General features: G+C 54.9%; 20 protein-coding genes. 16 read left to right on the top strand and 4 right to left on the bottom strand.

Annotated features, from left to right (window positions below):
* Positions 1 to 19: 19 nt before the first annotated feature.
* The 11 genes from ACR0LH_RS13505 to ACR0LH_RS13455 all read left to right on the top strand — a co-directional run bounded on the left by ACR0LH_RS13505 (position 20) and on the right by ACR0LH_RS13455 (position 12,723).
* Positions 20 to 595, top strand: a complete 576-nt coding sequence (locus tag ACR0LH_RS13505; RefSeq protein WP_170429693.1) for a TRAP transporter small permease — start codon at positions 20 to 22, stop codon at positions 593 to 595.
* The gene (locus tag ACR0LH_RS13500) at positions 592 to 1,887 is read left to right on the top strand and encodes a TRAP transporter large permease (RefSeq protein ID WP_170328647.1); all 1,296 of its coding nucleotides are present in this window, start codon (positions 592 to 594) and stop codon (positions 1,885 to 1,887) included. The genes ACR0LH_RS13505 and ACR0LH_RS13500 overlap by 4 nt, the downstream gene beginning before the upstream one ends.
* Positions 1,887 to 3,773 (top strand): bifunctional sugar phosphate isomerase/epimerase/4-hydroxyphenylpyruvate dioxygenase family protein, encoded by a 1,887-nt coding sequence (locus tag ACR0LH_RS13495; protein WP_171722007.1) that lies wholly within the window; start codon positions 1,887 to 1,889, stop codon positions 3,771 to 3,773. Before ACR0LH_RS13500 ends, ACR0LH_RS13495 begins: the two co-directional genes overlap by 1 nt.
* Position 3,774: 1 nt before the next feature.
* The gene (locus ACR0LH_RS13490; RefSeq protein WP_170602879.1) at positions 3,775 to 4,647 is read left to right on the top strand and encodes a shikimate dehydrogenase; all 873 of its coding nucleotides are present in this window, start codon (positions 3,775 to 3,777) and stop codon (positions 4,645 to 4,647) included.
* Entirely contained in the window at positions 4,644 to 5,459 is an 816-nt protein-coding gene (locus ACR0LH_RS13485) for a citryl-CoA lyase (RefSeq protein ID WP_480721365.1), read from the top strand. Before ACR0LH_RS13490 ends, ACR0LH_RS13485 begins: the two co-directional genes overlap by 4 nt.
* Entirely contained in the window at positions 5,449 to 6,636 is a 1,188-nt protein-coding gene (locus tag ACR0LH_RS13480; protein ID WP_253285943.1) for a Gfo/Idh/MocA family protein, read from the top strand. The genes ACR0LH_RS13485 and ACR0LH_RS13480 overlap by 11 nt, the downstream gene beginning before the upstream one ends.
* Complete coding sequence (locus ACR0LH_RS13475) at positions 6,626 to 7,300, top strand: hypothetical protein (protein WP_480721364.1); 675 nt, start codon at positions 6,626 to 6,628, stop codon at positions 7,298 to 7,300. Before ACR0LH_RS13480 ends, ACR0LH_RS13475 begins: the two co-directional genes overlap by 11 nt.
* The gene (locus tag ACR0LH_RS13470) at positions 7,293 to 8,483 is read left to right on the top strand and encodes a Gfo/Idh/MocA family protein (RefSeq protein WP_480721362.1); all 1,191 of its coding nucleotides are present in this window, start codon (positions 7,293 to 7,295) and stop codon (positions 8,481 to 8,483) included. The genes ACR0LH_RS13475 and ACR0LH_RS13470 overlap by 8 nt, the downstream gene beginning before the upstream one ends.
* A 154-nt stretch (positions 8,484 to 8,637) precedes the next feature.
* Positions 8,638 to 9,552 carry a sugar phosphate isomerase/epimerase family protein gene (locus tag ACR0LH_RS13465; RefSeq protein WP_171126280.1) on the top strand — a complete coding sequence of 305 codons (915 nt, stop codon included), beginning with the start codon at positions 8,638 to 8,640 and terminating at the stop codon, positions 9,550 to 9,552.
* Positions 9,533 to 10,942, top strand: a complete 1,410-nt coding sequence (locus tag ACR0LH_RS13460; RefSeq protein ID WP_171238603.1) for an aldehyde dehydrogenase family protein — start codon at positions 9,533 to 9,535, stop codon at positions 10,940 to 10,942. Before ACR0LH_RS13465 ends, ACR0LH_RS13460 begins: the two co-directional genes overlap by 20 nt.
* Positions 10,942 to 12,723: a thiamine pyrophosphate-binding protein gene (locus tag ACR0LH_RS13455; protein WP_480721360.1), complete on the top strand. Its 1,782-nt coding sequence runs from the start codon at positions 10,942 to 10,944 to the stop codon at positions 12,721 to 12,723. Before ACR0LH_RS13460 ends, ACR0LH_RS13455 begins: the two co-directional genes overlap by 1 nt.
* Before the next feature lie 103 nt (positions 12,724 to 12,826).
* On the opposite strand, the gene ACR0LH_RS13450 is transcribed toward ACR0LH_RS13455, so the two are convergent.
* Entirely contained in the window at positions 12,827 to 13,054 is a 228-nt protein-coding gene (locus ACR0LH_RS13450; RefSeq protein WP_170612081.1) for a hypothetical protein, read from the bottom strand.
* Positions 13,055 to 13,272: 218 nt separating this feature from the next.
* Here ACR0LH_RS13450 and ACR0LH_RS13445 point away from each other — a divergent pair, with 218 nt between their 5' ends.
* The 4 genes from ACR0LH_RS13445 (at position 13,273) to ACR0LH_RS13430 (ending at position 19,122) form a co-directional block, all read left to right on the top strand.
* Positions 13,273 to 14,496, top strand: coding sequence for a MobA/MobL family protein (locus ACR0LH_RS13445; protein ID WP_171722036.1), 1,224 nt, complete (start codon positions 13,273 to 13,275; stop codon positions 14,494 to 14,496).
* A 157-nt stretch (positions 14,497 to 14,653) separates the two neighbouring features.
* Positions 14,654 to 16,807 carry a hypothetical protein gene (locus tag ACR0LH_RS13440; protein ID WP_480721359.1) on the top strand — a complete coding sequence of 718 codons (2,154 nt, stop codon included), beginning with the start codon at positions 14,654 to 14,656 and terminating at the stop codon, positions 16,805 to 16,807.
* A complete protein-coding gene (locus ACR0LH_RS13435) occupies positions 16,800 to 17,234 on the top strand; it encodes a hypothetical protein (protein WP_480721358.1) in 435 nt (144 codons plus the stop codon). Before ACR0LH_RS13440 ends, ACR0LH_RS13435 begins: the two co-directional genes overlap by 8 nt.
* A 274-nt stretch (positions 17,235 to 17,508) precedes the next feature.
* A complete protein-coding gene (locus tag ACR0LH_RS13430) occupies positions 17,509 to 19,122 on the top strand; it encodes a recombinase family protein (RefSeq protein ID WP_480721357.1) in 1,614 nt (537 codons plus the stop codon).
* A 357-nt stretch (positions 19,123 to 19,479) separates the two neighbouring features.
* Here the strand turns inward: ACR0LH_RS13430 and ACR0LH_RS13425 are convergent, their stop codons facing one another.
* The 3 genes from ACR0LH_RS13425 to ACR0LH_RS13415 form a co-directional block, all read right to left on the bottom strand.
* Positions 19,480 to 20,757, bottom strand: a complete 1,278-nt coding sequence (locus ACR0LH_RS13425) for a DNA-processing protein DprA (RefSeq protein ID WP_170668612.1) — start codon at positions 20,755 to 20,757, stop codon at positions 19,480 to 19,482.
* A gap of 1 nt (position 20,758) precedes the next feature.
* Positions 20,759 to 22,861, bottom strand: coding sequence for a RecQ family ATP-dependent DNA helicase (locus ACR0LH_RS13420; protein ID WP_170668611.1), 2,103 nt, complete (start codon positions 22,859 to 22,861; stop codon positions 20,759 to 20,761).
* Positions 22,862 to 22,953: 92 nt separating this feature from the next.
* Positions 22,954 to 23,583 carry a recombinase family protein gene (locus ACR0LH_RS13415; RefSeq protein ID WP_480721356.1) on the bottom strand — a complete coding sequence of 210 codons (630 nt, stop codon included), beginning with the start codon at positions 23,581 to 23,583 and terminating at the stop codon, positions 22,954 to 22,956.
* 109 nt (positions 23,584 to 23,692) lie between these two features.
* On the opposite strand from ACR0LH_RS13415, the gene ACR0LH_RS13410 reads away from it, so the two are divergent.
* The gene (locus ACR0LH_RS13410) at positions 23,693 to 25,492 is read left to right on the top strand and encodes an inositol monophosphatase family protein (protein ID WP_170668609.1); all 1,800 of its coding nucleotides are present in this window, start codon (positions 23,693 to 23,695) and stop codon (positions 25,490 to 25,492) included.
* Positions 25,493 to 25,500: the final 8 nt, after the last annotated feature.

The following is a 25,500-nucleotide window of genomic DNA, read 5'->3' as shown; positions in this document are numbered from 1 at the left end:
CAAGGGAGGGAGAACCATAATGAAAGCCTTTATGAAGGGGTTCTCCCGACTGACCGAAGCGATTGCCGGCGGGATGCTGGCGGCAATCTTCCTGATCTTCCTATTGCAAATACTCTTGCGCTACTTCTTTACCCCCGCCGGATGGACGCTTGAACTCATCGGCATTCTGTGGGTCTGGGTGATCTTCTTCAGTTGCGCTTTCATAGTGCGAGAACGGGATCACGTGAAGTTCGACATCATCTACCTTTCCGTACCGATGCGCGTGCGGCAGGTCTTTGCGATGCTGGCGGCCGCAGCGATCGTGGTCGGTATGCTCTACAGCTTCCTTCCGACGTGGGACTACATCGATTGGATGAAAATCCGCAAGACATCGACTGTCCGCAATCCGTTTTCCGGCGAGAAGATACCTTTGCGCACAGTATTCTCGATTTACGCGGTATTCATGCTGGTCGTCGCAGCGCGCTACGCGTGGCTATTCTTCGACGTCATGCGCAATGGCCCCCCAAAGACAGAGTTGGAACTGGTTGTTGGATACAACGTGGTTGACGACCATCCCCGTGTCGACGTCGAAGAAGACGAGGAAGTTAAGAAATGAGTTTTGAACTTCTTTCCTGCCTGCTCGCTCTCTTTCTTCTGGCAGGCATCGGGACACCTATCGGCTATTCCATCCTCTTGGCCTCATTGGTGTATCTGGGCACAGCCGGACTGGACGTAGCACTCGCAGGCGAGAAGATCCTGCAAGGCTTCTACAAAAGCACGATCCTGCTTGCCGTGCCTTTGTTCATCGTCGCCGCGAATATCATGAACGCTGGTTCGATCACGGACCGTCTGCTGAACTTCTGCGTTGCAGCTGTCGGTCGTTTCAAGGGCGGCCTCGGGCACGTAAACGTGGTAGCGTCTCTGATCTTTTCCGGTATGTCCGGCTCGGCTGTCGCGGATGCCGCGGGGATCGGCAAGATTATCATTGAAATGATGACTAAAGATGGCCGCTACAGCCGAGGTTACGCAGCCGCGATCACGGCGGCGTCGGCGACGATTGGCCCGATCATTCCGCCCTCGATCCCGATGGTTTTGTACGCGCTCGTTTCCAAGGCCTCTATCGGGTCGCTGTTCCTGGCCGGTATTCTTCCGGGCCTGATCATGGGCGTCGTCCTCATGGCGATGAACTATTATCTGGCCGGAAAGCGGAACTTTGCATTGGAAGAACCTGTTCCACTGCGCGAATTGCCGGCTAAAACCGCAAACGCGTTTCCGGCACTGCTGATGCCCGCAATCCTGCTATACGGCATATATGGCGGCGTCACCACTCCAACCGAGGCCGCAGCAGTGGCTGCATTCTACGCCCTGCTTCTGGCAGCGTTGTTCTACCGCGCGCTGACCTTCCGTGGCCTTTATCAAGTGTTCGTCGACAGCGCGCGCTCTTCCGCAGCCGTCGGGGTGGTCATTGGGGGCGCGTTCATTCTGAACTTCATCGTTATTCAGGAGCAAATACCGCAGTCTATCTCGGCGCTGCTGGAGGGTTCTGATGTCAGCCCGATTGTGTTCCTGATCCTCGTAAACCTGCTGATCCTCGCGCTGGGATGCGTTTTAGACGCAACAACGATAATCCTGGTGATTGTTCCCCTTTTCATTCCGACCTGCGAAGCGCTCGGGATTGATCTTGTGCATTTCGGAGTTCTGGTCGTCGTGAACTCGATGATCGGTCTGATCACGCCTCCCTATGGCATTCTACTCTTTGTGATCAACGCTGTGACGGACATTCCGCTGCGTGAAATCATCTCCGAAATCTGGGCTTTCCTCGCGGTTCTCATCTTCGCCTTGGTGATCATGATGCTGATGCCGGATCTGGTCCTGTGGTTGCCGCGTATGTTTGGATATCAGGGATAATGTGCCTCTCGGTTTCGACAACGTCGATCCCCGGTGATCTGGCCGAAAAACTGAGCGCCATCGCTGACGCGGGATTCGGGGGTGTCGAATTACACGAACCGGATTTGACCGCTTTTGACGGACCGCCGTCACAAGTCCGCGAGATTGCATCGGACCTCGGCCTGAAGATTTGCCTGCTACAACCCTTCCATAACCTTGAAGGCCAGCCCGATGCCGGACGGGAGCGCGCCTTTGATCGACTGAAACGCAAACTCGACCTGATGAGCGAGTTGGGAACGGAATTGCTGCTTATCGGGTCTGCCTTCGAGGTCGATGTCGCCGCGACCGAAGAACAGGTAATCGCAGATCTTGGCGAGGCGACCGAGATCGCGAAAGAGATGGGGATGCGTCTGGCCTACATGGGCTTGCCTTGGTCGGATCTTATTCACTCGGATGAGCAGGCGTTAGGCGTCGTTGAAGCGATTGACAGCCCTCATTTCGGGTTAGCCTTGAACTCCTTCTTCTCGCTTGCCGACGGGTCCAAACCAGCCCGCCTTCGGGACATTCCCGGCGAGCGGCTGTTCCATGTACAACTGTCCGATGCACCCCGGTTCGAGATGGATATACGTCGGCTCAAGCGGCACTTTGGGCTTCTGCCGGGGCTTGGGTCGCTGAACCTTGCGGGCTTTGTACGCGTGTTGTCCCGCGCCGGGTACAAGGGGCCTTGGTCCATTGCGCGCGTCAACGAAGCAGCTCCTCAACCCGGTGGCCGAACACTGGCCCGAGACAGCTACAGGTCGCTGGTGAACCTCTTGGATGAGGTATCACGGACCGAGCCGGGAACCGATTTCGGCACCCCGGACCTGCCGGAACGCGTCTATGCGTCAGGCTTCGAGTTCGTCGAATTTACAGCCGACGAAACAAGCGGTGCGCAGCTGGCAGATATGCTGTCAGCAATGTGTTTTCGAATGGAGCGAAAACACGTAAGCAAGTCCGTCGAGCTATGGCGGCAGGGCGCGATAAACATCGTCGTGAATACCGAAAAGGAAGGATTTGCCCATTCGGCGTTTCTGGGTCACGGCCCCTCCGTTTGTGATATGGGGTTGCGTGTCAAAGATGCGGATCAGACGGTTCAGCGAGCGACCGCGTTGGGCGCGCCGAATTTCTCACAGCCGGTAGGGACCGGGGAACTGGACATCCCGGCCATCCGAGGTGTTGGTGGCAATGTTGTCCATTTCATAGATGAGAAATCCGATCTGCATCGGGTTTGGGACATCGAGTTCGAGCCAGTCGCCAAGACCAAAGCGATCCAGCCCGCCGGTCTGCGCCGCATCGACCATCTGGCACAGACGATGCGTAACGATGAGATGCAAAGCTGGCTGCTCTATTACATTTCGACTTTTGAGATGGCAAAATCCCCGATCGTGAACGTTGCCGACCCGTCGGGTGTTGTGCAAAGCCAAGCCATCGAAAGCCCCGAGGGCGAAGTGCGATTAAACCTGAATGGAGCAGTTGGGCGTCGAACACTGGCGGCTTCATTCCTTGAAGACGGTTTTGGCGCCGGTGTTCAGCACATCGCCTTCCAGTCGGACGACATATTTGAAACCTCGGCCCAATTGCGGAAGTCCGGCTTTCCCAGTCTGTCCATCCCAGAAAACTACTACGCTGATCTGCAAGCGACATTCGGGTTAAGTGAAGACCTGATCGCCCAAATGCGCAGGGATAACATACTCTACGACCAGGCGGCGGGTGCCGAGTATTTTCAGATCTACAGTCGCCCCATCTTTAACGGCTTTTTCTTTGAAATTGTTGAGCGCCGAACTGGTTACGCCGGCTATGGCGCGCGTAACGCTGCGTTTCGATTAGCGGCGCAAACGCGACACCACGTGGCGGAAGGAACAACCTAATATGAAGGCCGCACTAATCGGACAAGGGATTTCTGGCTCCATGACGCCTGAGATGCACGAGGCGGAGGGCCGGGCGCAGGGTATCGATCTGAGCTACGGTAGGATCGACACGGCAAAAGAGCCATTTCGTGGAATGTCGGTCGCTGATTTATTGCATTATTCAGTTGAATTAGGCTGTGCGGCGGTCAACGTAACACACCCCTACAAAGCATCAGTCATTGATCATCTCGATGAGCTTTCCAAAACCGCTGAGGAGCTTCAAGCTGTAAACGCGGTGGTTTTTTGTGACGACCGAATGGTTGGCCACAACACCGACTACATAGGTTTCCACAGTGCCTTCGGAGATTTTTTGGGATCATCGAAGACTGAAACGGTTCTCATGTTTGGTGCTGGAGGCGCGGGCAGTGCAGTCTCTTTGGCTTTGCTTGATTCAGGTGTTCGAAACCTGGAGATCATCGATCCTGACTTCCACCGAGCGCAGGCGCTGGTCAGTCGACTAAAGGTCTTGCGCCCTTGTGCAAAGCTTCAGGGTTCCCCCTCGATTTCGTTGGAACGGGTCAAATTTGTGGACGGAGTGGTCAATGCAACACCGCTCGGGATGGATAAGTACCCCGGGTCGGTGATTGATCCATCATTGTTGCGGCCGGATGCTTGGGTGGCAGATATAGTATATTTCCCGCTCGAGACACACCTTCTGAGAAGCGCCCGCACAACTGGGTTAAAAGTGATGAATGGTGCTGGAATGGCAGTTCATCAGGCTGCAGCGTCTTTTGAAATCTTCACCGGCTGCACCGCCTCAATCAGTCGTCTTCAAAGCGTTTTCGATTCACTTCGTCAGCAGCGCATGCGCGAGTTTAGAGGTGCAACGGTATGACAAACGACGAGCAAGCTATCCGCCAATGGTGGCGTACCTCCATCATCGACATGAAGCCCGGTCAGATCGCTTTTCGTGGCAACGCCATAGAGGACCTGATCGGGAACGTATCTTTCCCGCAGATGATCTGGCTGATGGTGCGGGGCGATCTGCCGAGCGACGCACAGGCGCGCCTGTTCGAGGCTGCTTTGGTCGCAGGCGTGGATCACGGTCCGCAGGCCCCCTCGATCGCGGCTGCGCGTATGGCTGCCACCTGCGGGGTAGGTCTCAATAATGCAATGGCGACTGCGGTGAACATGCTGGGCGACGTGCATGGAGGTGCAGGAGAGCAATGTGCTGAGCTGTATTATGATATCGCCGCCCGCATGAATGCGGGAGGTTCGCTGAATGACGCTGTTCGGGATGGCTTGGACAGTTGGCGCGAGACCTACGGCAAGATCGTATCGGGCTTTGGTCACAGGTTTCACAAGCCTGTCGACCCACGCGCACCACGATTGATGCAACTTGTTCGTGATGCGGCGGCAGAAGGCACAGTTTCTGGCCGGTTTGCCGATATCGGAGAAGAGGTTCAAGCCGAACTCGGTCGTCAACGAGGCGGTCGGCCAATTGCCATGAATATTGACGGAGCGACGGCCGTGATCTTCTGCGAACTTGGCCTTCCTGCGCCCTTGTCGCGAGGGCTTTTCTGCCTGTCCCGCTCGGTCGGAATACTCGCCCACGCTTGGGAACAGATGAACCAGGGTGGCCGAAATAAAGGGCCGATGCCCCCAAATTACTTACCCCTCTACGAAGACAGGAATGATGACACGTGAGACATCGAAATCCTTCCGGGTCGGCCTTATTGGCTGTGGTCGTATCAGCGATATCTATCTAAAAACACTATCCAAATTCTCGAACATAGAGGTCGTGGCTTGCGCAAGCCTCGATCCTTTGGAAAGCCGCGCGAAGGCGGATAAATACGGCATCGCCAAGGCTTACACACCAGATGAAGTGTTTGACGATCCGACAATTGACTGCGTTTTGAATCTGACAATTCCGGCGGCCCATGCCGAAATCAGCCTGCGCGCTCTGGAGGCGGGCAAACACGTCTATTCAGAAAAGCCGCTGGTTATGGATCGAACGGATGGAAAGGCGATCCTGCACATGGCCTCTGAAAAGGGGTTACTGGTCGGTTGCGCGCCCGACACATTTCTGGGCGGTCGCTGGCAGACCGTTCGGCGCTTGATCGACGAGGGTGCCATTGGCAAACCGACAGGGGTTTTTGCCCATGTCGGGACCCACGGGACGGAGCGCCACCATCCCAATCCGGATTTCTACTATAAGGCGGGTGGTGGGCCATTGCTGGACCTTGGGCCGTACTACCTGACCGCCATGATTTTTTGCCTTGGGCAAATTGACCGCGTCGCCGGAATGGCTCGGCGCACGTTCGACAAAAGGATGATCGAAAATGGCCCTCGCAACGGAGAATGGATGGATGTCGAGGTCGACACGCATTCCCTAAGCCTGCTGCAGTTCTCTTCCGGAGCTATAGGGTCGATGACCATGAGCTTCGACGTCTGGGACAGCGAAACGCCGCGGTTCGAGATCTACGGTGAAAACGGCACCATTAGCATCCCAGACCCTGACCCGGTTCATGGTGCCAATATCTTTCAAGGGGATGTCTGGCTGAAAACGCGGGAGACCTCGCGCTGGTCTCATCAGCCGCGCCCAACCAGTCGCGAAGGCTGGCAGGTGGTCGACAACAAACATGGGTTCAATGAGGACAGCCGTGGTCTCGGCCTTATGGATCTGGCCCTGGCGGCGCAAGAAGGACGCCAACCCCGTGCAAGTGGAGCGCTCGCCTACCACGTTTTCGAGGTCATGGACGCGATCGAACGGGCACCAAAATTTGGCGCCTATCAGACGATAGAAAGCCGTTGCGCGGCTCCGGAGCCTTTGCCGGTCGATTTCCTTAACGATGAGAGGAAGGAATTGGTTCATGCCGATTGAGACACTCGACTTTGCTCAACCATTCTTTCGCGTCCAGCACACAACTGACGAGCGCAGGATTTCTATCGAGGGTCGCGCCATCGTCCTTAACCTTGGGGGGCGAAATCTCTCTGTCGAGGATCAGACCATTGCACCGCTTTCCTCTGTGATCGTGCAAGACAGCACGCTTAGCGGCGTTGAACGTGCAGTCATTGTCCATGATTTCGACGCCCATGCCGATGACAACGAGTTGTTCGCATGGGTGAAAGATACATGGCCATCTGCTTTTGATGTTCGCCGAGAGGAGCGTTTACGCGGTGTCAGCCACTACATGTCGCCAAAGGTCTTTGTGGGTAACGTTGGGCTGACCATGTACCATTCCGGCTCGGTGCCGCTGAATGTCGGATTGCACAAGGATCATCCGTTCTGCCCGGTACCGGGGTTTCGCGAAGTGCATACACAAATCGTAGGCTTTGGGAAAATGCAGCAATGCCGTGAGCGGGATGTTGAATCCCTTTACCTCGAAGAATTCATGGCGCCCGGCACGACGCACAAACCGATGTATGACGCCGAAGGCAACTATCCCTGGCATCAGTACGAGACGATTACCCCCAGCATTTTCATGGCGGTGGAAATGCTGCCGGAAGGCGTACGGGTCCCGGAAATGGAGATTCAGAATGGCTGAGAGACTTTTTTCCGAAGACCTGAACTTTGACGGACCTTTCCCCCGATTGTCTCGCCGTTTGCGGCTGGGTGTTGTTGGCGGCGGACGTATCTCTGTCACGCAGGCAACGGCCGCGCGGATGACCGACCGGTGGGAGGTCGTCGCAGGAGCGCTCAGTTCTGACGCCATGCGAAGCAAGGCGCGCGGGGCCGAGTGGTTCCTGCCGGCCGACCGGTGCTATGCGTCCTTCGACGAGATGGCAAAGGCCGAGGCGGCACGCCCGGATGGCGTAGATGCCGTCATGATCACCACCCCGAACCACGTTCATTTCGAAGCGGCCAAAGCCTTTCTGGAGGCGGGCATTGACGTGCTGTGCGATAAGCCCCTGACCAACGAAGTCGCGGAGGCCGAAGGGATTGAGGAGATTACCGCGCGCACGGGACACATCTTTGCTGTCGGCTATGCGATGTCATGTTTTCCAGTAATCCGTCAGGCCAAACAAATCGTGGCGGAAGGCGGCATCGGTAAAATCAACCAAATCCACGTCGAGTTCATGCAAGACTGGATGACGCCCGATGATGTGGCTGATGCGCCCCACGTCAAATGGCGGCTGGACCCAAAGATTTCTGGTCCGACCAGCTGTGTCGGCGATATCGGCACCCATGGCGCGCATCTCGCCAGTTTTGTCTCGGGCCTGCCCTTGACCGACCTACGGGCTGAGTTTCATGTCTGCGGCGCGCCAAAGCCTTTGGAAGACACTGCATTCATGTTCACCCGCTATCAAAACGAGGTTCCGGGAACCCTGATGGCGACACGCCTTGCCCCCGGGAATCGGGGAGGGTTGCGGTTGCGCATATTCGGGAACGAAGGAGGTCTCGAGTGGGACCTGGAGAATTCGGAACAGCTGAAGTTCAATCGGTTCGGTGAGCCGGATCGTATCATCAGCCGAGGTCACGGGCATGGCATCGGCCCCGGCGCAGAACGTCTAATCCGGACCGCGCGCGGCTTCCCAGAAGGGATTATCGAAGCCTGGGCCAACCTTTATACGGAATTTGCTATGGCCGTAGCCGCGCGTCGGGATGGCGTTACCGTTCCGGATGATTGGCTTACTTATCCCAGTGTCGAACAAGGTGCAGATGGCGTCCGGTTTATTGAAGCCTCCGTGCGCTCTCACCAGTCCGGAGGTGACTGGGTCACTCTCTAAGGCTCTGCCAACAAGAATGAAAAACACGCCCGGGCAGTTGCCCGGGCGCTTTCATTTCCTGCTCAGTATTAAAAGTTGATATTTTAAAAAATATCAGATATTTTTTACTACGTGTGATGAATTTGAGATTCGCAGACACGTGGAGCTGCCGTTCATGGTGAAACCCGAAGAGGCTGGCGCAAGCCCCTCTCTCTATTCCTTGGCGCATCTGACGCTGATTGGCTGTACGCCGCCCGAGTTGGTCTATATCGCAGCGCGGGCCGGTTACGATGCCGTCAGCCCCCGCTTCATTCCGATGCATGTGCCCGGTGAATTCACTCAATCTCCAATCGACAAGGCACAGGTGCATGCCACCAAAACTGCTCTCTCTACCACTGGCTTGAAAGTCCTCGATGTCGAACTTGCGCGCATCACAGAAGATGTCGATCCGCGCAGTTTTGAGCCTTCTCTTGAGATCGGTGGGGAATTGGGTGCCAAGCGCATGATCATGAGCGCGTGGACCAATACCCGCGATGATCGTGACTTCCTAATCGACGTCTATTCGGAAACCTGCGAACTGGCGGCACCCTACGGGCTAACAGTGGACCTGGAGTTCCCAAGCTTTTCCCGCCTTCGTACTCTGGATGAGGCGCTTGACATTGTCCGCGCCTCCGATCAGCCGAATGGCGGTATTCTGGTTGATACGCTTTATCTGCATCTCAGCCGCGTGGATTTGGGAGAGTTGCTACACGTCCCCTCGGACCTGTTTCACTTCCTGCATATCTCTGATTGCCTGCCCGGCATCGCCGATACGCGCGAGGGCATGATCCAGCTGGCGCGCGATGCGCGGCTCTATCCCGGCGAAGGCTGGATTGACTTCACCGGCATCATCGAACGGATGCCGCCCGTCGACTATTCCATCGAACTGCCCAACCAAAGCCGCGTTGCCGAGTTGGGATATGAAGAACACGCGCGTCGCTGTCTCAGCCACGCCAAGCGAACATTTGGCGAGGCGCGGTCACAGCGTCGTGTGCCCGATGCTGCAATTCTAAAACACCAAGAGGATCATCATGGGCAAAGAGCTCACTGAAAACGACCGCAACATGGCCGCCGATATGCTGGCACGCGCTCGCGCTGCCATGGCCGAGATCGAGGATTGGGATCAGGACAGGTTGGACCGCCTTTCTCAGGCCATTGCGTGGTATGCGGGTAATGAGAAAACCTTCACGCGTTTGGCTCAACAAGGCGTGGACGAGAGCGGCATCGGAGATCGCGCAGGGCGCCCTGCGAAGCGATTCAAGATTCACATGGTGCTGCGAGACGTCTTGCGTACGCCCTCGACGGGGATCGTCGAAGTCGACGAAGAAAAGGGGCTCGTGAAATATGCCAAACCTGCCGGTGTGATCGCCTCCCTGATCCCGATGACCAACCCGGCGATGACGCCACCGGTGACCGGCGTGTCCGCCGCAAACGCCCGGAATGCGGTCATCTTCAGCCCGCACCCGCGAACCGCCCATACCACCTTCGAAATGGTCGAGGTTATGCGAGCAGCTTGTCGTGCTGCCGGTGCCCCCGAGGACTTGTTCCAATCCATTCGCAAACCGTCGATCCCATTGACGCAACATCTGATGGAGATCTGCGACCTGACTTTGGCGACGGGTGGCAAACCCATGGTCAAAGCGGCGTACAGTTCTGGGCGCCCGGCCTATGGCGTCGGCGCGGGCAATTCGTCCATCGTCATCGATGAAACCGCCGATCTGGACATCGCCGCGCACAATACGCGTATTTCAAAGACCTCTGATTTTGGGTCCGGTTGCTCAGCCGATGGCAACATCATCATCCAGCGCTCAGTTTACGATGATATGGTCAAGGCACTTCAAGCCGAGGGCGGCTACCTGTGTTCGGATGAAGAGAAGGCCATGCTCGAAGCGGCCATGTGGGACGAAAAGGGCAACCGTACGTTTCCGACCATCGCTTGTCCGCCGCAGCAAACGGCCAAGGTCGCCGGTTTTAGCATCCCCGAAGATCGCAAGTTTCTGATGGTTGAAAATCAGGGGCAAATCGGCCCGCAGCACAAGTTCTCCAAGGAAAAACTGACCACTCTGATGGCGCTTTATCACTTCGACACGTTCGATGACGCGCTGGAAACGGTCAGCCAGATCTACAACACCGGGGGCAAAGGTCACTCCTGCGGCATCTACAGCCACAACGACGATCACATCGATCGGTTAGCGCGCTTGGCCCCGGTTAGCCGCATGATGGTGCGACAGCCACAATCGAAGGCCAACGCAGGTGCCTGGACCAACGGCATGCCTATGACCAGCAGCCTGGGCTGCGGCATCTGGGGCGGCAACATCACCAATGAAAACGTCACCATGAAACACATGATGAACTACACCTGGGTCAGCCGTCCCATCCCCGAGGATCGCCCCTCGGAGCCGGACTTGTTCGGTGAGTTCTACGGACAGGAGGTCGCGTGATGGACGGAGCTAAATTAGAAGGCAAAACCGTTGCTGAGCACATCGTCGATTTCCTTGAGCGTCGTGAGGTCAAACATGTGTTCGGTCTATGCGGTCACACGAATATAGCGGTTCTGGCCGCGCTGGCGGAAAGCCCCATCGAATTCGTCACCGTACGGCACGAACAAATAGCCAGCCACGCGGCGGACGCTTATGCCCGCGTGACGGGCAAGGCCTCGGTGGTGTTGTCCCATCTCTCCCCGGGTCTGACCAATTGCGCCACCGGGGTCGCCAACGCCGCACTGGACTGTATCCCGATGGTCGTGATCGCGGGCGATATTCCTACGCACTACTACGGCAAACATCCACATCAGGAAGTGAACCTCCATGCCGACGCCGCCCAGTGGGAGATCTATCGACCCTTCGTAAAACGCGCTTGGCGGGTCGACCGTGCAGATTTAATGGCCGAGATTCTTGAAAAGGCGTTCCATCTCGCTGAAAGCGGCCAGCCCGGGCCGGTACTGGTCAATGTTCCCATGGACATCTTTTCAGAGGTGATCCCCTCGGACAGTTTCGACCGTATTCGCGACAACACGCGCGCTCTCAAGAAACCGTCGATTGACGACGAGACAGCGGGCGAGATTGTCGAAGCGTTGGCTAAAGCCGAAAGCCCAGTCGCTTATGTCGGAGGCGGTATTCTTCTGGCACAGGCCAGCGAGGAGTTGCGAGAATTTGTTGAGCATATGGGCCTGCCCGTCGCGCATTCCCTGATGGGTAAAGGCGCGTTGCGAGACGACCACCCGCTTGTGCTGGGAATGACCGGGTTTTGGGGCACCGAGTTGGTCAACCAGTCCTGCTTGAATGCGGACTACATCTTTGCCGTGGGCACTCGGTTCAAAGAGGCTGATTGTTCAAGTTGGTACCCTGGCTACACGTTCAATATTCCCGGATCGAAGGTCATTCATATCGACATTGAGCCGCAGGAGATCGGTCGGAACTATCCCACTGAGATCGGAGCCGTTGCTGACGCCAAGGCCGCATTGCGCGTCCTCAACCGGGTCGCCCGCGAGATGTATCCGGACGGCTTCAAGCGCCCCACGCTGGAGCAGAAGATCGCTGGCTTCCGGACGGACTTCAAAGCGCGCAACGAGGAAATGGCGACCTCATCGGCCTTTCCGATGATGCCCGAGCGTATTCTGGCAGATACCCGCAAGGCACTGCCTGAGGATGCCATCATCACCACGGACGTTGGCTGGAACAAGAACGGTGTTGGGCAACAGTTCGATATCCTGACACCTGGTTCGATCCTGACTCCGGGCGGGTTCGCGACGATGGGCTTTGGCCCTCCGGGAGCGATCGGCGCAAAACTGGCAACCCCTGACCGTGTGGTGATAAGTCTTGTTGGCGATGGGGGGTTCGGTCAGAATCCGTCGATGCTGGCAACCGCGGTCGAGCTTGATCTGGGCATCATCTGGCTGGTTATGAACAACAACGCCTTCGGCACTATCGCGGGCCTTCAAAAGGCGCATTACGGATTGACCTATGGAACCACGTTCCCCGGATCAGCTGCCGCACCCGCAAACGGACCGGGCTATGCCGACATAGCGCGAGCCTACGGCGCGGAAGGGCACAGACTCAGCGCTGCCGACGAACTGTTGCCCGCATTGGAAGCGGCAATCGCCAGTGGCAAGCCAACCGTGCTGGATGTGCCAATGATCAACAACCCGACACCAACGACCGGTCATTGGAACATCCTGGACATTTATTCGCCGGACAAGGATGTTTCTCACGTCGCGACCTGACGATACTGAGCGCGGTAAGCCGCGCCAGTCTTTTACTTTCAATAGGCCCAAGTCAGCCAACCCTTCTGAGAGCCTTCGGTGCCGCAAGAAGATCTAACTGGGTTTACAGCCCTAACAGCTCTCGATCTGAGTCGCGTGAGATACGTTCGTGCAGAAGCTTGAGCAACCGATCAGCTTTGTCTCTCTCAATTTCCTCGAGAAGCTTCAAAACAGCAGCGCCATAGATAATCTTTTTGCGCGTTTCATTACGTCGTCGTTGTTTGCCCGCCCTGGCCTGAAGGTCCCTGAGTCTCGCGCGCGCATGTTCGATTTGTTGATCCAGGTCCGCCATTTCGTTCTCCATTGATTGAGTTGGTCGAACAGGAAATGCGGCCTGGATCCTGACTTCGCTCCCCTTGCGTGAAAACATAGCTTCGCCAGGCCGCCGTGTGAGCGGCCGTCCGCATGCCCGTTGGGCAATGCGCGCAGTTACGCAAACTTGGGGTTTGCCTGCGCGCCTGCCGCGGGCTTTTTTGTGCGGAGATCGGGTTGGGGCCCGATGTCCTTTACATGATACACGCCGCCAGCAGACTCGAAGTCATCCTCCATTCTCGTGCCGACGGTCGCTCCGCCGTCAAATCCGCCGCTTACACCGCGCGCACCACCTTCCGGGATGCGCGGGTTGGACGACGGTTTTCGCCGGGCAGAAAGGGTGGCCTCCTGTCGCATGAATTGATCAACTGGACAGGAAACGCCGAGGAGCTCTGGAACGCGGCCGAGCAATCTGAACGCCGAAAGAATGCAAGAGTCATCCGCGAACTGCGCCCCTCCCTGCCGCGCGAGCTACCGCTTCTCGAGCAGGTTGGGCTTGTCCGCAGCTTCTGCCTCTGGCTTCGCGATGAATACGGCGTTGCCGTTCAAGCCGACATTCACGCGCCGCGTTTCTTGTGCCCTGAGGAAGAGAAACGGCACAGCGCGGGCAAACTCGAACTGACGCGAGAAGACTACGAGCGGAGGCTCTTCAATCCATCGAAGACCAACCTGAATTTCCACGCCCACATCCTGATGACGACGCGGAAGGTTGATAGGATCACAGGCGACTTTGGTGAGAAAACGCGTGTTCTTGACGACAGAACCTCAGGCCCAGGAGAAATCAAACGTATCCGTGGAGAATGGGAAAAGCGGACCAACGCGGCCCTGCGCAAGATTGGCTCTCCAGCGCGGGTTGATCTTCGTTCGTATGCCGAAATGGCCAAGACGGGCGATGCACCGCAAGGCCTGGCAAGACAAGATCATGTCGGGCCACGCAGATCTGCCAGGTCGCGCCGCAGAATGCAAGAAAGCGGAAGCGACGACACAGTTGCCGGAGTGCGGCGCCAGGCTGTCCAAGAACACAATTCAACACTCTGGCACTCGTGGTTGCAGCTGCGCGCCCTGGAGCGTCAGAGAGACGACCTCGAAGCGGAGCGTATCGCGCGGGTGAGAGAGGCTGCCCGCAAGAAAACGGCCAGCGATGAGAAACGTCGAATGCTGGAGGCGAGATCCGAGCGCGAAGTGAAAGCAGCGCTGGAAGCTTCGTCGCAAATAGAATGTCTCAGATCTGAAACAGCATACCAAAAAGCCGTGCGATGGGCGACAGAAGGCATAGAAGCCGATCCATCAGATATCCTCGATGAGGAATTCTCCTCTGATGTCGACCTTGAGGCGTATCACCCACCTCAGCTCCAGCAGAATGATCGGATCTCCAACATACGGCGTGTAAGAACGCGCAAGCCGCGTCAGCGTACGCGATGACACCGATGCCAGCTTTTGCAGGGCGCAACACTGGATGCGATCTACAATGTTTGGACTCGTGCCATTGATCGGTTGACGAGCATGGGGCTTCACCCGGGCCTTGCCTTTCTTTGCTTGGATTTTTCTGTGCCTACAACCGTAGAGCCAATTCCCGCGGATGAAGCACACCGATCCGCGCGACCTTGTCCCGCATTCAGATGACATCCATACCGTTTCGCCTGAGGAGTATGTTCAACTCCTCCATCCCTTCGATGCAGTGGGTAAGCCGGCCGTTCTGATCAAGAATTCCGCGGAGGCAAGTCAACAATTCACACGCTCTCCGGATGGGATTGTAGCGTGCCTTCATGCGCTGCTGGATCGGACATCGTTTATCTCGCTGAACCGGTTTAAGGGCACACGCTGCAATTCAGGATTGGTCAGCCTGAATGCGCTCTATGTCGATCTGGATTATCACAATGACCCCGGCTGGTGCGCTGAGGGTGAAGAGGACGTTCAGGCAGCCGTTGGGGGCCATCTTCTGATGCGCGGTGTCTCTGAGCCATCATTCTTTTTGCGAACGGGACGAGGACTGGCCGCAATCTGGTTGATCCATTCGATGCCACCTGCTGCACTATCCCGCTGGCAGGCGGCAATCCGGGCATTGATGGACCTGCTTACTCCGTTTGGTTCGGATCGTGCTTGCAACGACCCAGCTCGCGTCTTTCGCATTCCCGGCACTCGAAACGAGAAATCGGGTCGGGTCGTTCGGGTGTCTGGTGGGAATTGCCAACGCCAGGATTTTGATGTCCTTGCCGATCAGATTTTTGCCTCCGCCGGGCGGCCCACCCGTTCCGAGTTTACGGAGCGCCGCAAGCAGCCTCAGGATCGGGAGCCAGGTAGTCAGACAATGCCGCGGGGATTGAGCCAAGCTGAGCGATTTGAACAGATCCTGAAAGATCTCGAGGCTTACCGGATTTACCACGGTGGGGTGATCCCGGTGGGGCACCGAAACACCTGGCTGCACTTCTATGCCACCTGCCTGACCCATCAGTCAGACACCCAGGGCATCGAAGGTCACATTCAACGAGCGGCAGACATGGCAACGCCCGGGCTATGCCAGAACGAAACGAACGCCATTATCAAGCAGGCTCTTGCGAAGTCAAAGCTGCAAGCTTGCGACAATGCACGCGAGAGCGAGAGATATTGTTACCGCGGCTCGACTGTTGCGGAGCGTCTCGACGTATCAGCGGATATGGCGCGTCAGTTGAGCATGCGTCAGGTGATGCCAGCGGAAGAGCGCCACCGCAGAAAAGCTGAACGGGAACGAGCACGGCGTGCTGTTCAGGGGAGTACTTCGCGAGATCAGTACCTGCTGCAAAACAGCGCATCGAGAAACAAGCCTTGGACGAACTATGGCCTGGGTAGGTCCCAGTATTACGCGCGTAAAAAGGCAGGAACACTCCCAGAGCTGCCCGTTGCTACGGACCGGACAGGTCCATGCCCACTACAGGGGAACCATTCTGGACACAGAGAACTCTGTGGCCCTCCAACAGAGGCACAGCAGTCGGAAACACCCGTCAACCGACCCATTGTAAACACTTCGAACACGCTGGCGACAAATCGGAAAGCTGCAACAGACCAGACAACAGCGCACGGACGAGAACCGAAACAGCGGAAAAGGCAGGTTGCCCACCTTCGACTGCGCAGTCCGGATGTCGCGCAGCCGAAAGTGGGAACCAGCCCAAACACGGTGGAAGACGCGGCTCTTTTCAACTTCGATGAAGGATGTCTCATGACACTTCAAACTGAAATCGCGCTGCCCTCCGAGAACTGGAAATCCCGTTTGAAAGTTGGCGATGTCGTCGCGTTTCGCTTCCCCCATGAAACGATGGGAGAGGATGATCCCAAAGTTCGGCCGTCGCTGGTTATTGATGTCGAGGAAATGGCCGGTGAGCGCTTTGCGGTTCTGGCCTACGGCACGACGAACCCGTGTCCACGTAAGCAGGCTTATTGCGTCGATGTGCGTTCGGAAGAGGAGCGGGAACAGGCTTCTTTGAGGGCGCCAACACGCTTCAATGCGGCTCGACGTGTTTCCGTATCTGTCGACAACAGCGGCTTCGACAGAAACTCCGATGGAACGCCCGTATTGGGTGAACTCGCCGACGCAGCGCTGGATCGACTTCATCGCGTTCGCGCACGAATACATGCAGAACGCGATATCCGGCGCTCCCGTAGGTTCGGCAGCAGAGGCTCGGGTCGAAAGATACGCGCCGTCACGGTGGAAACGCGTCGCAAGGGACGGCCGGATACGCGGGAGGTGCGCTATGTATGATAGCATCGCACAGCAGCTATTGCCGATCGAGGCCGCGATCCTCGAAGCGCTCAACATGGTGCCCTCGGCGTCGAAGGCACTCGACATGCTGATAGACAATCTGGAGCCCAGTGGCGCGCGCATAGCCTATCGATTTGGCTCACGCCTCCGTGCGGGTGAAGTGTTCGGTGATCGCGATCTCGAAGACCTCGAATCTCTGCTCCAGCCTGTTCTGGTTGAGATAGAAGCCGGATGGGTGAGCGAGGTGATTGCACACGAGCATTGCCCTGGCGGTGCCTGGATCAACAAGCGGCTGACAAATCGGGCAGCCGAATTGAACCGTACGGTTGAACCTCTGGTAACGCTTCGCAGGCGTCTTCAACTCATCCAGAATCTGCGCCGGGCCGACCGAATAACACGCCGAGTGATCGCTGAAGCGCAGACTTAGCCTGCAGCTTTCGGAGAGCGTTTCTCGCTCTCCGAACCGTTCGGATTAAACTGCGTTTCTAAATTTTCTAAAAGAGACCGATCTCACGCTCGTTGAAACATAAAGCGAGCACTATGACAGTTCAAAAAACGATCCAAACCGATTTTTCGATTTGTGAAGAGATCACCAAGTCCCCAGCAGCAAAGCAAAACCCGACGCCAGATGTTGGTTTGCTTGAGCTCGTCCGGGAATTGGCCCGGGCGGCAGCACAACAAGACGCGAGGAACTCGAGAGAATGCAACGCCGCGCTGCGATCTACGCCCGCTATTCGACCACGCTCCAATCGGAGCGCTCCTTTGAAGATCAGGTGGAGCTTTGCCGAAGCTACCTGAGACGCGAGAAATACCGATTAGTCCAAGTTTTTGAAGACAAGGCCATGTCATCCGCGACCCTGGTCGGGCGAGTTGGCCTTGCCAATCTTCTCGAAGCAGCGAGAGCTGGCGAAATTGATGCATTGGTTGTCGAATGCGTCGACCGAATTAGCCGAGATATCGGAGATCTTCAGTATGTGCAAAAGCAGCTTAGCTTCGCAGGCGTCGATATCATCTCTGCCAGTGAAGGGGTTCAGTCCGAGCTTCAAATCGGTTTCCGCGGCCTTTATGGTACGATGTTCCTTAAGGACCTCCGTGAAAAAGTTCATCGCGGAATGTCAGGCAACATTGCCAAGGGTTTGAGTGCCGGCGGCAAGGCTTATGGCTACTCACCCATATCGGGGAAACCCGGTGAGCTTCAGATCGAAGCACACGAAGCGAAAGTTATACGCCGAATTTTTTTGGCCTACTCTAAAGGAGCCTCCCCGCGAGATATTGCTCATGATCTCAACGCTCAGGGTGAGTTGCCGCCACGTGGGTCAAAGTGGAACGCTTCCACGCTGAACGGCAATAAGAAGCGCGCTTATGGAATCCTCCGCAACTCACTCTACGCGGGCATCCTCGTCTGGGATCGCGTCAAGATGGTGCGCGATCCGACAACAGAAAAAAGTGTCAGCCGCGAAAAGCCGGCCGAAGACTGGAAGTATGCAGAGGTTCCGCATCTACGTTTAATCGATGAGGAACTGTGGGATGCGGTTCAGAAACGGTTGGCCAAGCAGTCCGAAAATAAGCGCTCCGGAAAGTCGACTCGCAAACCCTTGCGTCCTTTCTCGGGCCTGCTTAGGTGCGGTTGCTGCGGTGGTGGCATGTCTATTCATGACCGAAAGGGCAGTGCTATCCGGATTCGTTGCTCTGCGGCTAAAGAGAGTGGCTCATGCAACAATAATGGGAAGGTTCGCCTCGACAAGATCGAAAGCGCCCTGCTGGCCGAACTAAGAAAAGAGCTGTCGACGCCAACCTACATCAATGAATTCATCCGTGCCTACAATGAAGAACGTCGCGAACTCAACGCAGCCGGCAAACCAGACAGGAAGAAACTTGAACGCACGGTAGCAGAAGCCAACAAGCTGCTATCGCGTCGTATCGAACTTTTCGAGATGGGTATTCTTGAAGGAGTCGAAGGAGAGGCAAAGTTGACTGAGGCCAAAGAACGCGCTTCGGTTGCCATGGATGTGTTGGCCAGCTTTGACGAGAAGGAGCGGGCGTTCGAGTTCAATCCAGCGACAGCTTCCAAGTATGTCACGGCACTGGATGAAATGATCTCTTCTATGCAGGCGCATAACGGCAATCCGAATCCAAAAGCACGTGATGCGGTGCGTGGCTTGATTTCGGAGATCGTTGTGTCTCCGACCGAGGAAGACGGCGTGCCTGTCGAGGTGAAGGGCCGCCTTAGCGCCTTGGTTTCAAACCGTTCCAAAAAGGTGGGGGGTTTGGTGGTAGCGGAGGAGGGACTTGAACCCCCGACACGCGGATTATGATTCCGCTCTGGGTAATTGAAAAGTAAGTTAAAAATCCCCAAAGACACAATTTCAAGGGTAATAAAACCAATGGGTTAGGTTGAACCTCCCAACCAAAGACTCGTCATTTTGGCCACGGAACAGTCACATTGCTCACTCCGAGACAGACGATCAATCAGCCTCATCAGAACAACAACACTTTGGTCTGCGAAAGGTTAACAGATATCGAATAGAGAACAGCTAATTTGATAATTGATTGGTTTCCAAAGGGTAAGTTGCAGTGAGCATCGACCAGTCGGTTTAAATGCACCAAATCAGTCTGATTGTGCCGTCGATCTAGCACCGTTCGCTTAATCGTCTACCAAAGCCAAGCTTAAGCTAGCCAAAGAGCGAGGCTTGGTTTGCATTTGATAAGGCGCAAAAACGGACAGGTCTTTGAAGCTTCTTAACAGAGCCTTCGCTGCATGCCCTAGCAAGCCATGACCGAGCTTGAGATTTCTCGATACTGAACTTTGCCGCAATTTCATCCGTGTTCATTGTCTCTGTCTCTAGTAGAGTTAGCAATTGAGACAAAAACAATGAGTACAAGTCTGTATGCGCGTATATCGATTCAGTTTCTAACTTTTTGCCGCCCTCATTAGAAATCGAGCCAGATGACAATTCGTTATCTGTGGGTTGGTTGGTAGTAGCATTCGAAGGTGTTTGAGCTGTATCAGCCAAAGGATTGTTTCTTAGCTGGTTTGTTTTGGTATACAACTCGCCAACGTCCGAAGTGGCTTCGCAGGCGCCTTTTTCAATCAGCTTATAGTTTCCGGAGGCAGGGTCTGGCTTCGGTTTAACAAATAGCGGAACCCAACCATTTTTTTGGTTTTCAATTGCTCCAGTCCAAGTGCCACCCTTGTCGAAAGCGCTATCTACAACAACGCAAAAGTCCGAGAGACAATAAACGTACTTGTTTCGGGCCATTGCATGGCCAACATTAAACGGAGCTTCTGGGTTGAAAGGTGTGACCAGAACTAAGGAACCAGAAGACAAATACTTGCGGAAACGGGAAGATGTTGCGGATCGAAGCAAACTGTCGGCCAGCACGCCTACAGAAGTCCCATCTCGCTTCAGCGAAGCCTCCATCGCGGTTATGTCCACGCCTCGGGCACCACCAGAAATTACCGACTTGCCAAAATCCGATGCAGCTTCGCCAAGGCTTTTTGTGAACGCCAAATCGTCTGGGCTTGCATTTCTGGAGCCAACGATTGCGACACCACCCTGGCCCAACAGCCTTTTGTTACCGCATCCAATTAAAACTGGCGGTGCTTCAACTCCAAGTTTGCCTTTTAGTCGCCTTGGATAGTCTTGATCAGAACGAGTAAGTATCCACAGTCCGGCCCTTTGCCACTTTTCGACCGCTAAACCCAGCGCAGCGCCGCGGTTCAGCAGTTGAGAAATCCTCGCCGCTGGGATTTTCGGATCAACCCATGCTTCCAATTGAGCCGTCAAGTCTGCTTTCAGAAGATCGGCAGGACTCAATTCGTGGTCACGAAGCCAAAGTGCGAAGCGAGACCATTCTTTAGTGGAGAGAGGCTTGGAGAGTTTATCCTCACTTTTGCCAAATGATGCCGTTAACATTAAAATGGCTTGAGATTGCTCGTCTAGTTGCATGCTAACCTCCGGCTCTTGACGACGTTAGCGCAAGAGGAAAAACCGGTCCACTTCCTTGTCGCTTGAGAAGAGCGGCCACAATTGTAAGTGTCCAAGCGGAATCGACTATGTCATCAACTAGCAACACCGGGGAGGTAGGGCATTCAGCTTCCAAATTGAACACCCCATCAAGGTTGTTACACTGGTGAAACCTGTTTTGCTGTTGCTTTTGAGGCGGGTTGTCGACGATTTTTGTTACAATGGGCAAGAACGGAATTCCCAAATCTCGCGACAACCGTTCGCAAAAGTCTGACACTAAGTTTGGAGACCGAAGTGACGGTATCGCGGTAATCCACTCTGGGCTGGGATCAGGTTTCCAGCGCTCTGTTATCATTGCAGATACTGCGGTTACCAACTCATCCCGAAAATAGCCGCTCGCTTTGTCGTGCGCGACAGTTCGCCCCCAACCAGCGTCACCCCACTTGGACAAAACACGCCCGGTTTCAGCCCTCAGGTTCTCAGGGATGTTTCCTACCAACCCATAAACGGGGAAAGCGCCCTTCGCGACTTGCTTGTTGCACACTAATTCAAACTCGGATTGCTTCAAAAAACGTTGCGCCGAAATCGTTGTTGACTGAGAAACAGTGCTTGGCGCGATTGGCTCAGCCGCACAGTTGGCACATTTGCCGCAGCTCCGTGATTTTGGGTCGTCAAGTGAATTGGACAAAAACTCCATCAAGCATCGAGGCTCACTAAGATAACGCTGAACTTCCAACCATTCAGTTTGTCTTTGGTTAGATAGCCGGTTTATCTTTTCCAGATCCATGCTGTAGTCGACGGGCGTCCGAAGCCACTTTGATCCATCCTTAAGGACCGGCGAGGGGTTCTCTACTGATAGAAACTTCAAAACGTGTTTGATCTGCCCATTTCTTAAATTGACGACTTCTTCGATCTCACGCTCGGTCAAACCATCGGAATCATCCAACAGGTTAAGAATTTGATAGACCCATTCGCTTTTTGGAAATGCGGTGGCGCGAAAATACGAAATAATTTCATCGTCTTCCGCGCCTGACATTAGTACGCCAATAGCTTTACTCAGTTGTCGACCGGCTCGCCCGACTTGCTGGTAGTAATCTACGATGGAGCCAGGAGCTTGGTAGTGAATTACAAACCCTAGATCCGGTTTGTCATAACCCATCCCCAAGGCCGAGGTGGCGACCAATACCTTTATTTTGTTTTCAAGAAGCTGGTCCTCAAGGTGTTGCCGGTATTCATTTGAGTCCAAAAACCCATCCGAAATTACCTTGCTATGATAGGCCCTTGCCTCGATTCCATTGGATACGAGCCAACAGGCAACTTGCTCGGCGTCTCGTTGTGTAAGCGTATATACAATCCCAGTACCGCTAAAAGTTGGAACATTTTCAGCCAGCCACGCCAACCTTTCGGCTTGCGTGGGCATGAACAAGGTCATTAAACAAAGTGACTCTCTGGTAAGCGGGCCTCTTTGTACTTCGATATTGCCCAATTGTTGCTGAACATCATTAATTACACGATTGTTTGCCGTTGCAGTGGTTCCAAGGACGGGTAAGTTTGAAGGCAGCCGCTGTAGAATATTTGTCAGGCGTCGATAGTCTGGCCGAAAATCATGGCCCCAATCAGAAATACAGTGTGCCTCATCAACAACCATTAAGCCGATGTGCTGAGAAATCGGCTCTAGCACATGCTCAACAAACCTATCGTTTGAAAATCTTTCTGGAGAAATCAAAAGCGCATCGACATCTCCTGATAGCACTTCACCAATCACCCGATCCCAATCTTTAGTGTTTGATGAATTTATGCTTGCCGCCGATACCCCCAGCCTAGACGCACTATCGATTTGATTTCGCATTAAAGCTAGCAATGGAGAGACAATCAATGTCGGGCCATGACCTCTATCCCTAAGAATCTTGGTTGCAATGAAGTATACGGAGCTCTTTCCCCAACCCGTCCGTTCCACGACCAACAATTGGGACTGGTGGTTCACCAGTTTGTCAATTGCTTCCCACTGCCCGTCCCGAAACTGGGCACTTTCATCACCCAAGGCGGTCTTCAGTAAAAGGAGAGCGTCACATTTTTGAGTACTCATCTGACTCTCTATGCTGTTCTGACAGGTGGGGGATTCCTAGCTATTTTTTTTGACACATGACAGTCTGTCAGGTTGATTGCGATAAAAACTGACTAGAATACCTTGCGGTGCTTCTTCAAAAATGCTCTGAGGTTGCTTTCGCTCCACGGTTTTCCTGTTGGCGAAGGGATTTTCTCCGAATTTAGTCGCTGCGCTAATACATTCACGCTCAGGCCTGTTTTCTGAAGCTCCAAGCTTCTACGTAGCGCAAACGCTTCTCGTTCGGGCTTGGAGTTCATCCAGTCCAAGTGACGCTTACGCCAATCGCCAAAATGCTGGCCAGGATCGAAAGACCATTCAGATGACAGGAGCGGATCTGGTGAAATGCGTATAAATGGCATGTTGGTGTTTTCAAGCCAATCGTCCATGTATCCATTCCGACGCCAGTTCTGCACAACGGAAAAATCGACGATAAGAACGGTTGCGTTGTTAGTTCGGCAAATACGTTCAAGGATCTCAAGAGCTGTTTGAATGTGAGCGCTGCCCCTGTCTGGTTCGATTTCAAGAAAAACCTCTTCATGAATAAGAGTGAAGCCATGGTCTTTTGCGTATCGTCGGATCATTTCTATTTGATAGCGAATGGTTTTGCTGACGGCGGCCGCCGCTTCTAAATCTTTCGGAAGTTCTACAAATTGCGCCCATGTAACAGGTAGTGTCCAATAGAATCCTACAGCGTTTTCCATACGTTACACTCCCATAATTTTGAAATCCGCAAAATCCCGAGGAATCCTGAGTCTGGTCTGACGGTTGGTTAAGTTGGCGTCAATCGAAAGAATCCACGGAGAACCTTCAATGATGAGTAAGACCGAAAACTCAATTTCTAAAAAACTACCAGCGATCATCCAATTGGTAAAAACGGCCGGTGCAATGATCCGAGCCGAGTTTCATCGACCAGACGGGCCGCGCGGAACCCATCACAAAGCCACTGTCGATACCGAAGTTGAAATCTTTTTGAAAACAAACCTGATGGGCCTTCAGCCGGCAAGCTGGCTTGGAGAAGAGACCGAAAGCTCCTTGATCGACGGGTCACTGACTTGGGTTATCGATCCACATGACGGCACAGCGGACTTCATGAATGGGTTGCGCGGGTCTGCTTTGTCCGTGGCGCTGCTTGAAAACAATGAGCCTGTACTTGGCGTCGTGTACGCGCCTACAGCTCCGGACGATGCGGGCGATCTGATTGCGTGGGCAAAAGGAGGCGACCTGAAACGCAATGGAAAGGTTATCAAACCAGCTCCCTCCCACGATAAGCCAATTGTCGGATTAAATGCAGATGCTGCGGATTTTGCCCAGGCCAATCACGTTGGCCTCAAAGGGCTCCGTGTGCGCTCGTTGCCTAGCCCCGCCTACAGATTGGCGCTCGCCGCTGTAGGGGAGCTCGACGCCGCCATGAGTTTGGTAGGTGGGTTGTCTTCTTGGGATATTGCTGGTGGACACGCCCTGATAATTGGTGCTGGCAAGGTCATCGCACAGAGGAACGGAAGTCCTATCGACTACCGTCAAACCTCCTTCGATGGTGTTGTCGCAGGCACGGAAGCTTTGGTACGCGGATTGTCCGGCGCCCAAATGACCGCGCACCCGAAATCCGCCCGCTGCCCTGCCGTTCCCTGCAAACGCACAAATCTGCCCATTAGCCTCGCGCGTGCACATGGTGTCATGTTGGGACAATTGGCAGGCGACGCGTTGGGGTCATTCGTGGAATTTCAGGAGGCAGAGACGATTGCCCGCAGGCATTCGGGTGGTGTCGACAGTCTTCAGGATGGCGGCACCTGGAACCTGATTGCTGGCCAACCCACAGATGACAGTGAAATGGCTTTGGCACTGGCCCGGAGCCTGTGCGCAATGGATCGTTTCGACAGAGATCACGTGGCGAATGCTTATGTGGAATGGCGGACGTCCCGGCCCTTCGACATTGGAATGACAACCAGCAGTGCGATATCTGCGCTGGCACAAGGTGGCCCCGTCGCCTCAGATAGCCAAGCAAACGGGGCATTGATGCGGGTGAGTCCTATTGGGATCTTTGCAAGCGGAACGCCTGCGCTCGCCGCAGAGATCGCACGCCTAGACGCTTCTCTCACCCATCCGAATGAAGTGACCATTGCTGCCAATGCTGCATTTGCTGCGGCGGTGTCTACGGGTGTTGCTGGAGGGAGTAAGGAAGACATGTGGTCATCCGCTTATGCAAATGCGGGTCAGGATGAGGGCGCGGCTATTGTACGCGACCGGCTTCTGGCAGCACGAACGAAACGTCCCATCGAGTTCCAGCATCAAATGGGTTGGGTACTCACTGCGTTTCAGAACGCATTCTATTGCTTGATGGCCGAGCAATCGCTTCGGGATGCGGTGGTTGGAACTGTCGCTTGTGGGGGAGACACCGATACAAATGCTGCAATTTGCGGAGCTCTTCTGGGGGCGTTACAGGGACGCGATGCCGTACCGCTGCAATGGCGAAATACCGTTTTGACCTGTCGACCGGTTGTAGCGGACGACATCCATCACCCACGACCCAAAACCTATTGGCCGGACGATGCACTAGACCTTGCTGAGGCGCTGTTAGTTGCAGGCGCGGCGGCCAACAAAGATGCAATTTGATTGCAAAT

Source organism: Ruegeria sp. CL6, from assembly GCF_056536465.1.
The sequence above is the reverse complement of the archived record's forward strand: the minus strand, read 5'-3'. Positions and strand labels throughout refer to the sequence as shown.

What these genes read in the sequence shown, in the direction of transcription:
- ACR0LH_RS13410 (WP_170668609.1), top strand. Translation starts at nt 23,693, where the DNA reads ATGATGAGTAAGACCGAAAACTCAATTTCTAAAAAACTACCAGCGATC.
- ACR0LH_RS13445 (WP_171722036.1), top strand. Translation starts at nt 13,273, where the DNA reads ATGATACACGCCGCCAGCAGACTCGAAGTCATCCTCCATTCTCGTGCC.
- ACR0LH_RS13420 (WP_170668611.1), bottom strand. Translation starts at nt 22,861, where the DNA reads ATGAGTACTCAAAAATGTGACGCTCTCCTTTTACTGAAGACCGCCTTG.
- ACR0LH_RS13450 (WP_170612081.1), bottom strand. Translation starts at nt 13,054, where the DNA reads ATGGCGGACCTGGATCAACAAATCGAACATGCGCGCGCGAGACTCAGG.
- ACR0LH_RS13460 (WP_171238603.1), top strand. Translation starts at nt 9,533, where the DNA reads ATGGGCAAAGAGCTCACTGAAAACGACCGCAACATGGCCGCCGATATG.
- ACR0LH_RS13490 (WP_170602879.1), top strand. Translation starts at nt 3,775, where the DNA reads ATGAAGGCCGCACTAATCGGACAAGGGATTTCTGGCTCCATGACGCCT.
- ACR0LH_RS13495 (WP_171722007.1), top strand. Translation starts at nt 1,887, where the DNA reads ATGTGCCTCTCGGTTTCGACAACGTCGATCCCCGGTGATCTGGCCGAA.
- ACR0LH_RS13505 (WP_170429693.1), top strand. Translation starts at nt 20, where the DNA reads ATGAAAGCCTTTATGAAGGGGTTCTCCCGACTGACCGAAGCGATTGCC.
- ACR0LH_RS13485 (WP_480721365.1), top strand. Translation starts at nt 4,644, where the DNA reads ATGACAAACGACGAGCAAGCTATCCGCCAATGGTGGCGTACCTCCATC.
- ACR0LH_RS13480 (WP_253285943.1), top strand. Translation starts at nt 5,449, where the DNA reads ATGACACGTGAGACATCGAAATCCTTCCGGGTCGGCCTTATTGGCTGT.
- ACR0LH_RS13455 (WP_480721360.1), top strand. Translation starts at nt 10,942, where the DNA reads ATGGACGGAGCTAAATTAGAAGGCAAAACCGTTGCTGAGCACATCGTC.
- ACR0LH_RS13470 (WP_480721362.1), top strand. Translation starts at nt 7,293, where the DNA reads ATGGCTGAGAGACTTTTTTCCGAAGACCTGAACTTTGACGGACCTTTC.
- ACR0LH_RS13415 (WP_480721356.1), bottom strand. Translation starts at nt 23,583, where the DNA reads ATGGAAAACGCTGTAGGATTCTATTGGACACTACCTGTTACATGGGCG.
- ACR0LH_RS13425 (WP_170668612.1), bottom strand. Translation starts at nt 20,757, where the DNA reads ATGCAACTAGACGAGCAATCTCAAGCCATTTTAATGTTAACGGCATCA.
- ACR0LH_RS13430 (WP_480721357.1), top strand. Translation starts at nt 17,509, where the DNA reads ATGCAACGCCGCGCTGCGATCTACGCCCGCTATTCGACCACGCTCCAA.
- ACR0LH_RS13475 (WP_480721364.1), top strand. Translation starts at nt 6,626, where the DNA reads ATGCCGATTGAGACACTCGACTTTGCTCAACCATTCTTTCGCGTCCAG.
- ACR0LH_RS13500 (WP_170328647.1), top strand. Translation starts at nt 592, where the DNA reads ATGAGTTTTGAACTTCTTTCCTGCCTGCTCGCTCTCTTTCTTCTGGCA.
- ACR0LH_RS13440 (WP_480721359.1), top strand. Translation starts at nt 14,654, where the DNA reads ATGAAGCACACCGATCCGCGCGACCTTGTCCCGCATTCAGATGACATC.
- ACR0LH_RS13435 (WP_480721358.1), top strand. Translation starts at nt 16,800, where the DNA reads ATGTATGATAGCATCGCACAGCAGCTATTGCCGATCGAGGCCGCGATC.
- ACR0LH_RS13465 (WP_171126280.1), top strand. Translation starts at nt 8,638, where the DNA reads ATGGTGAAACCCGAAGAGGCTGGCGCAAGCCCCTCTCTCTATTCCTTG.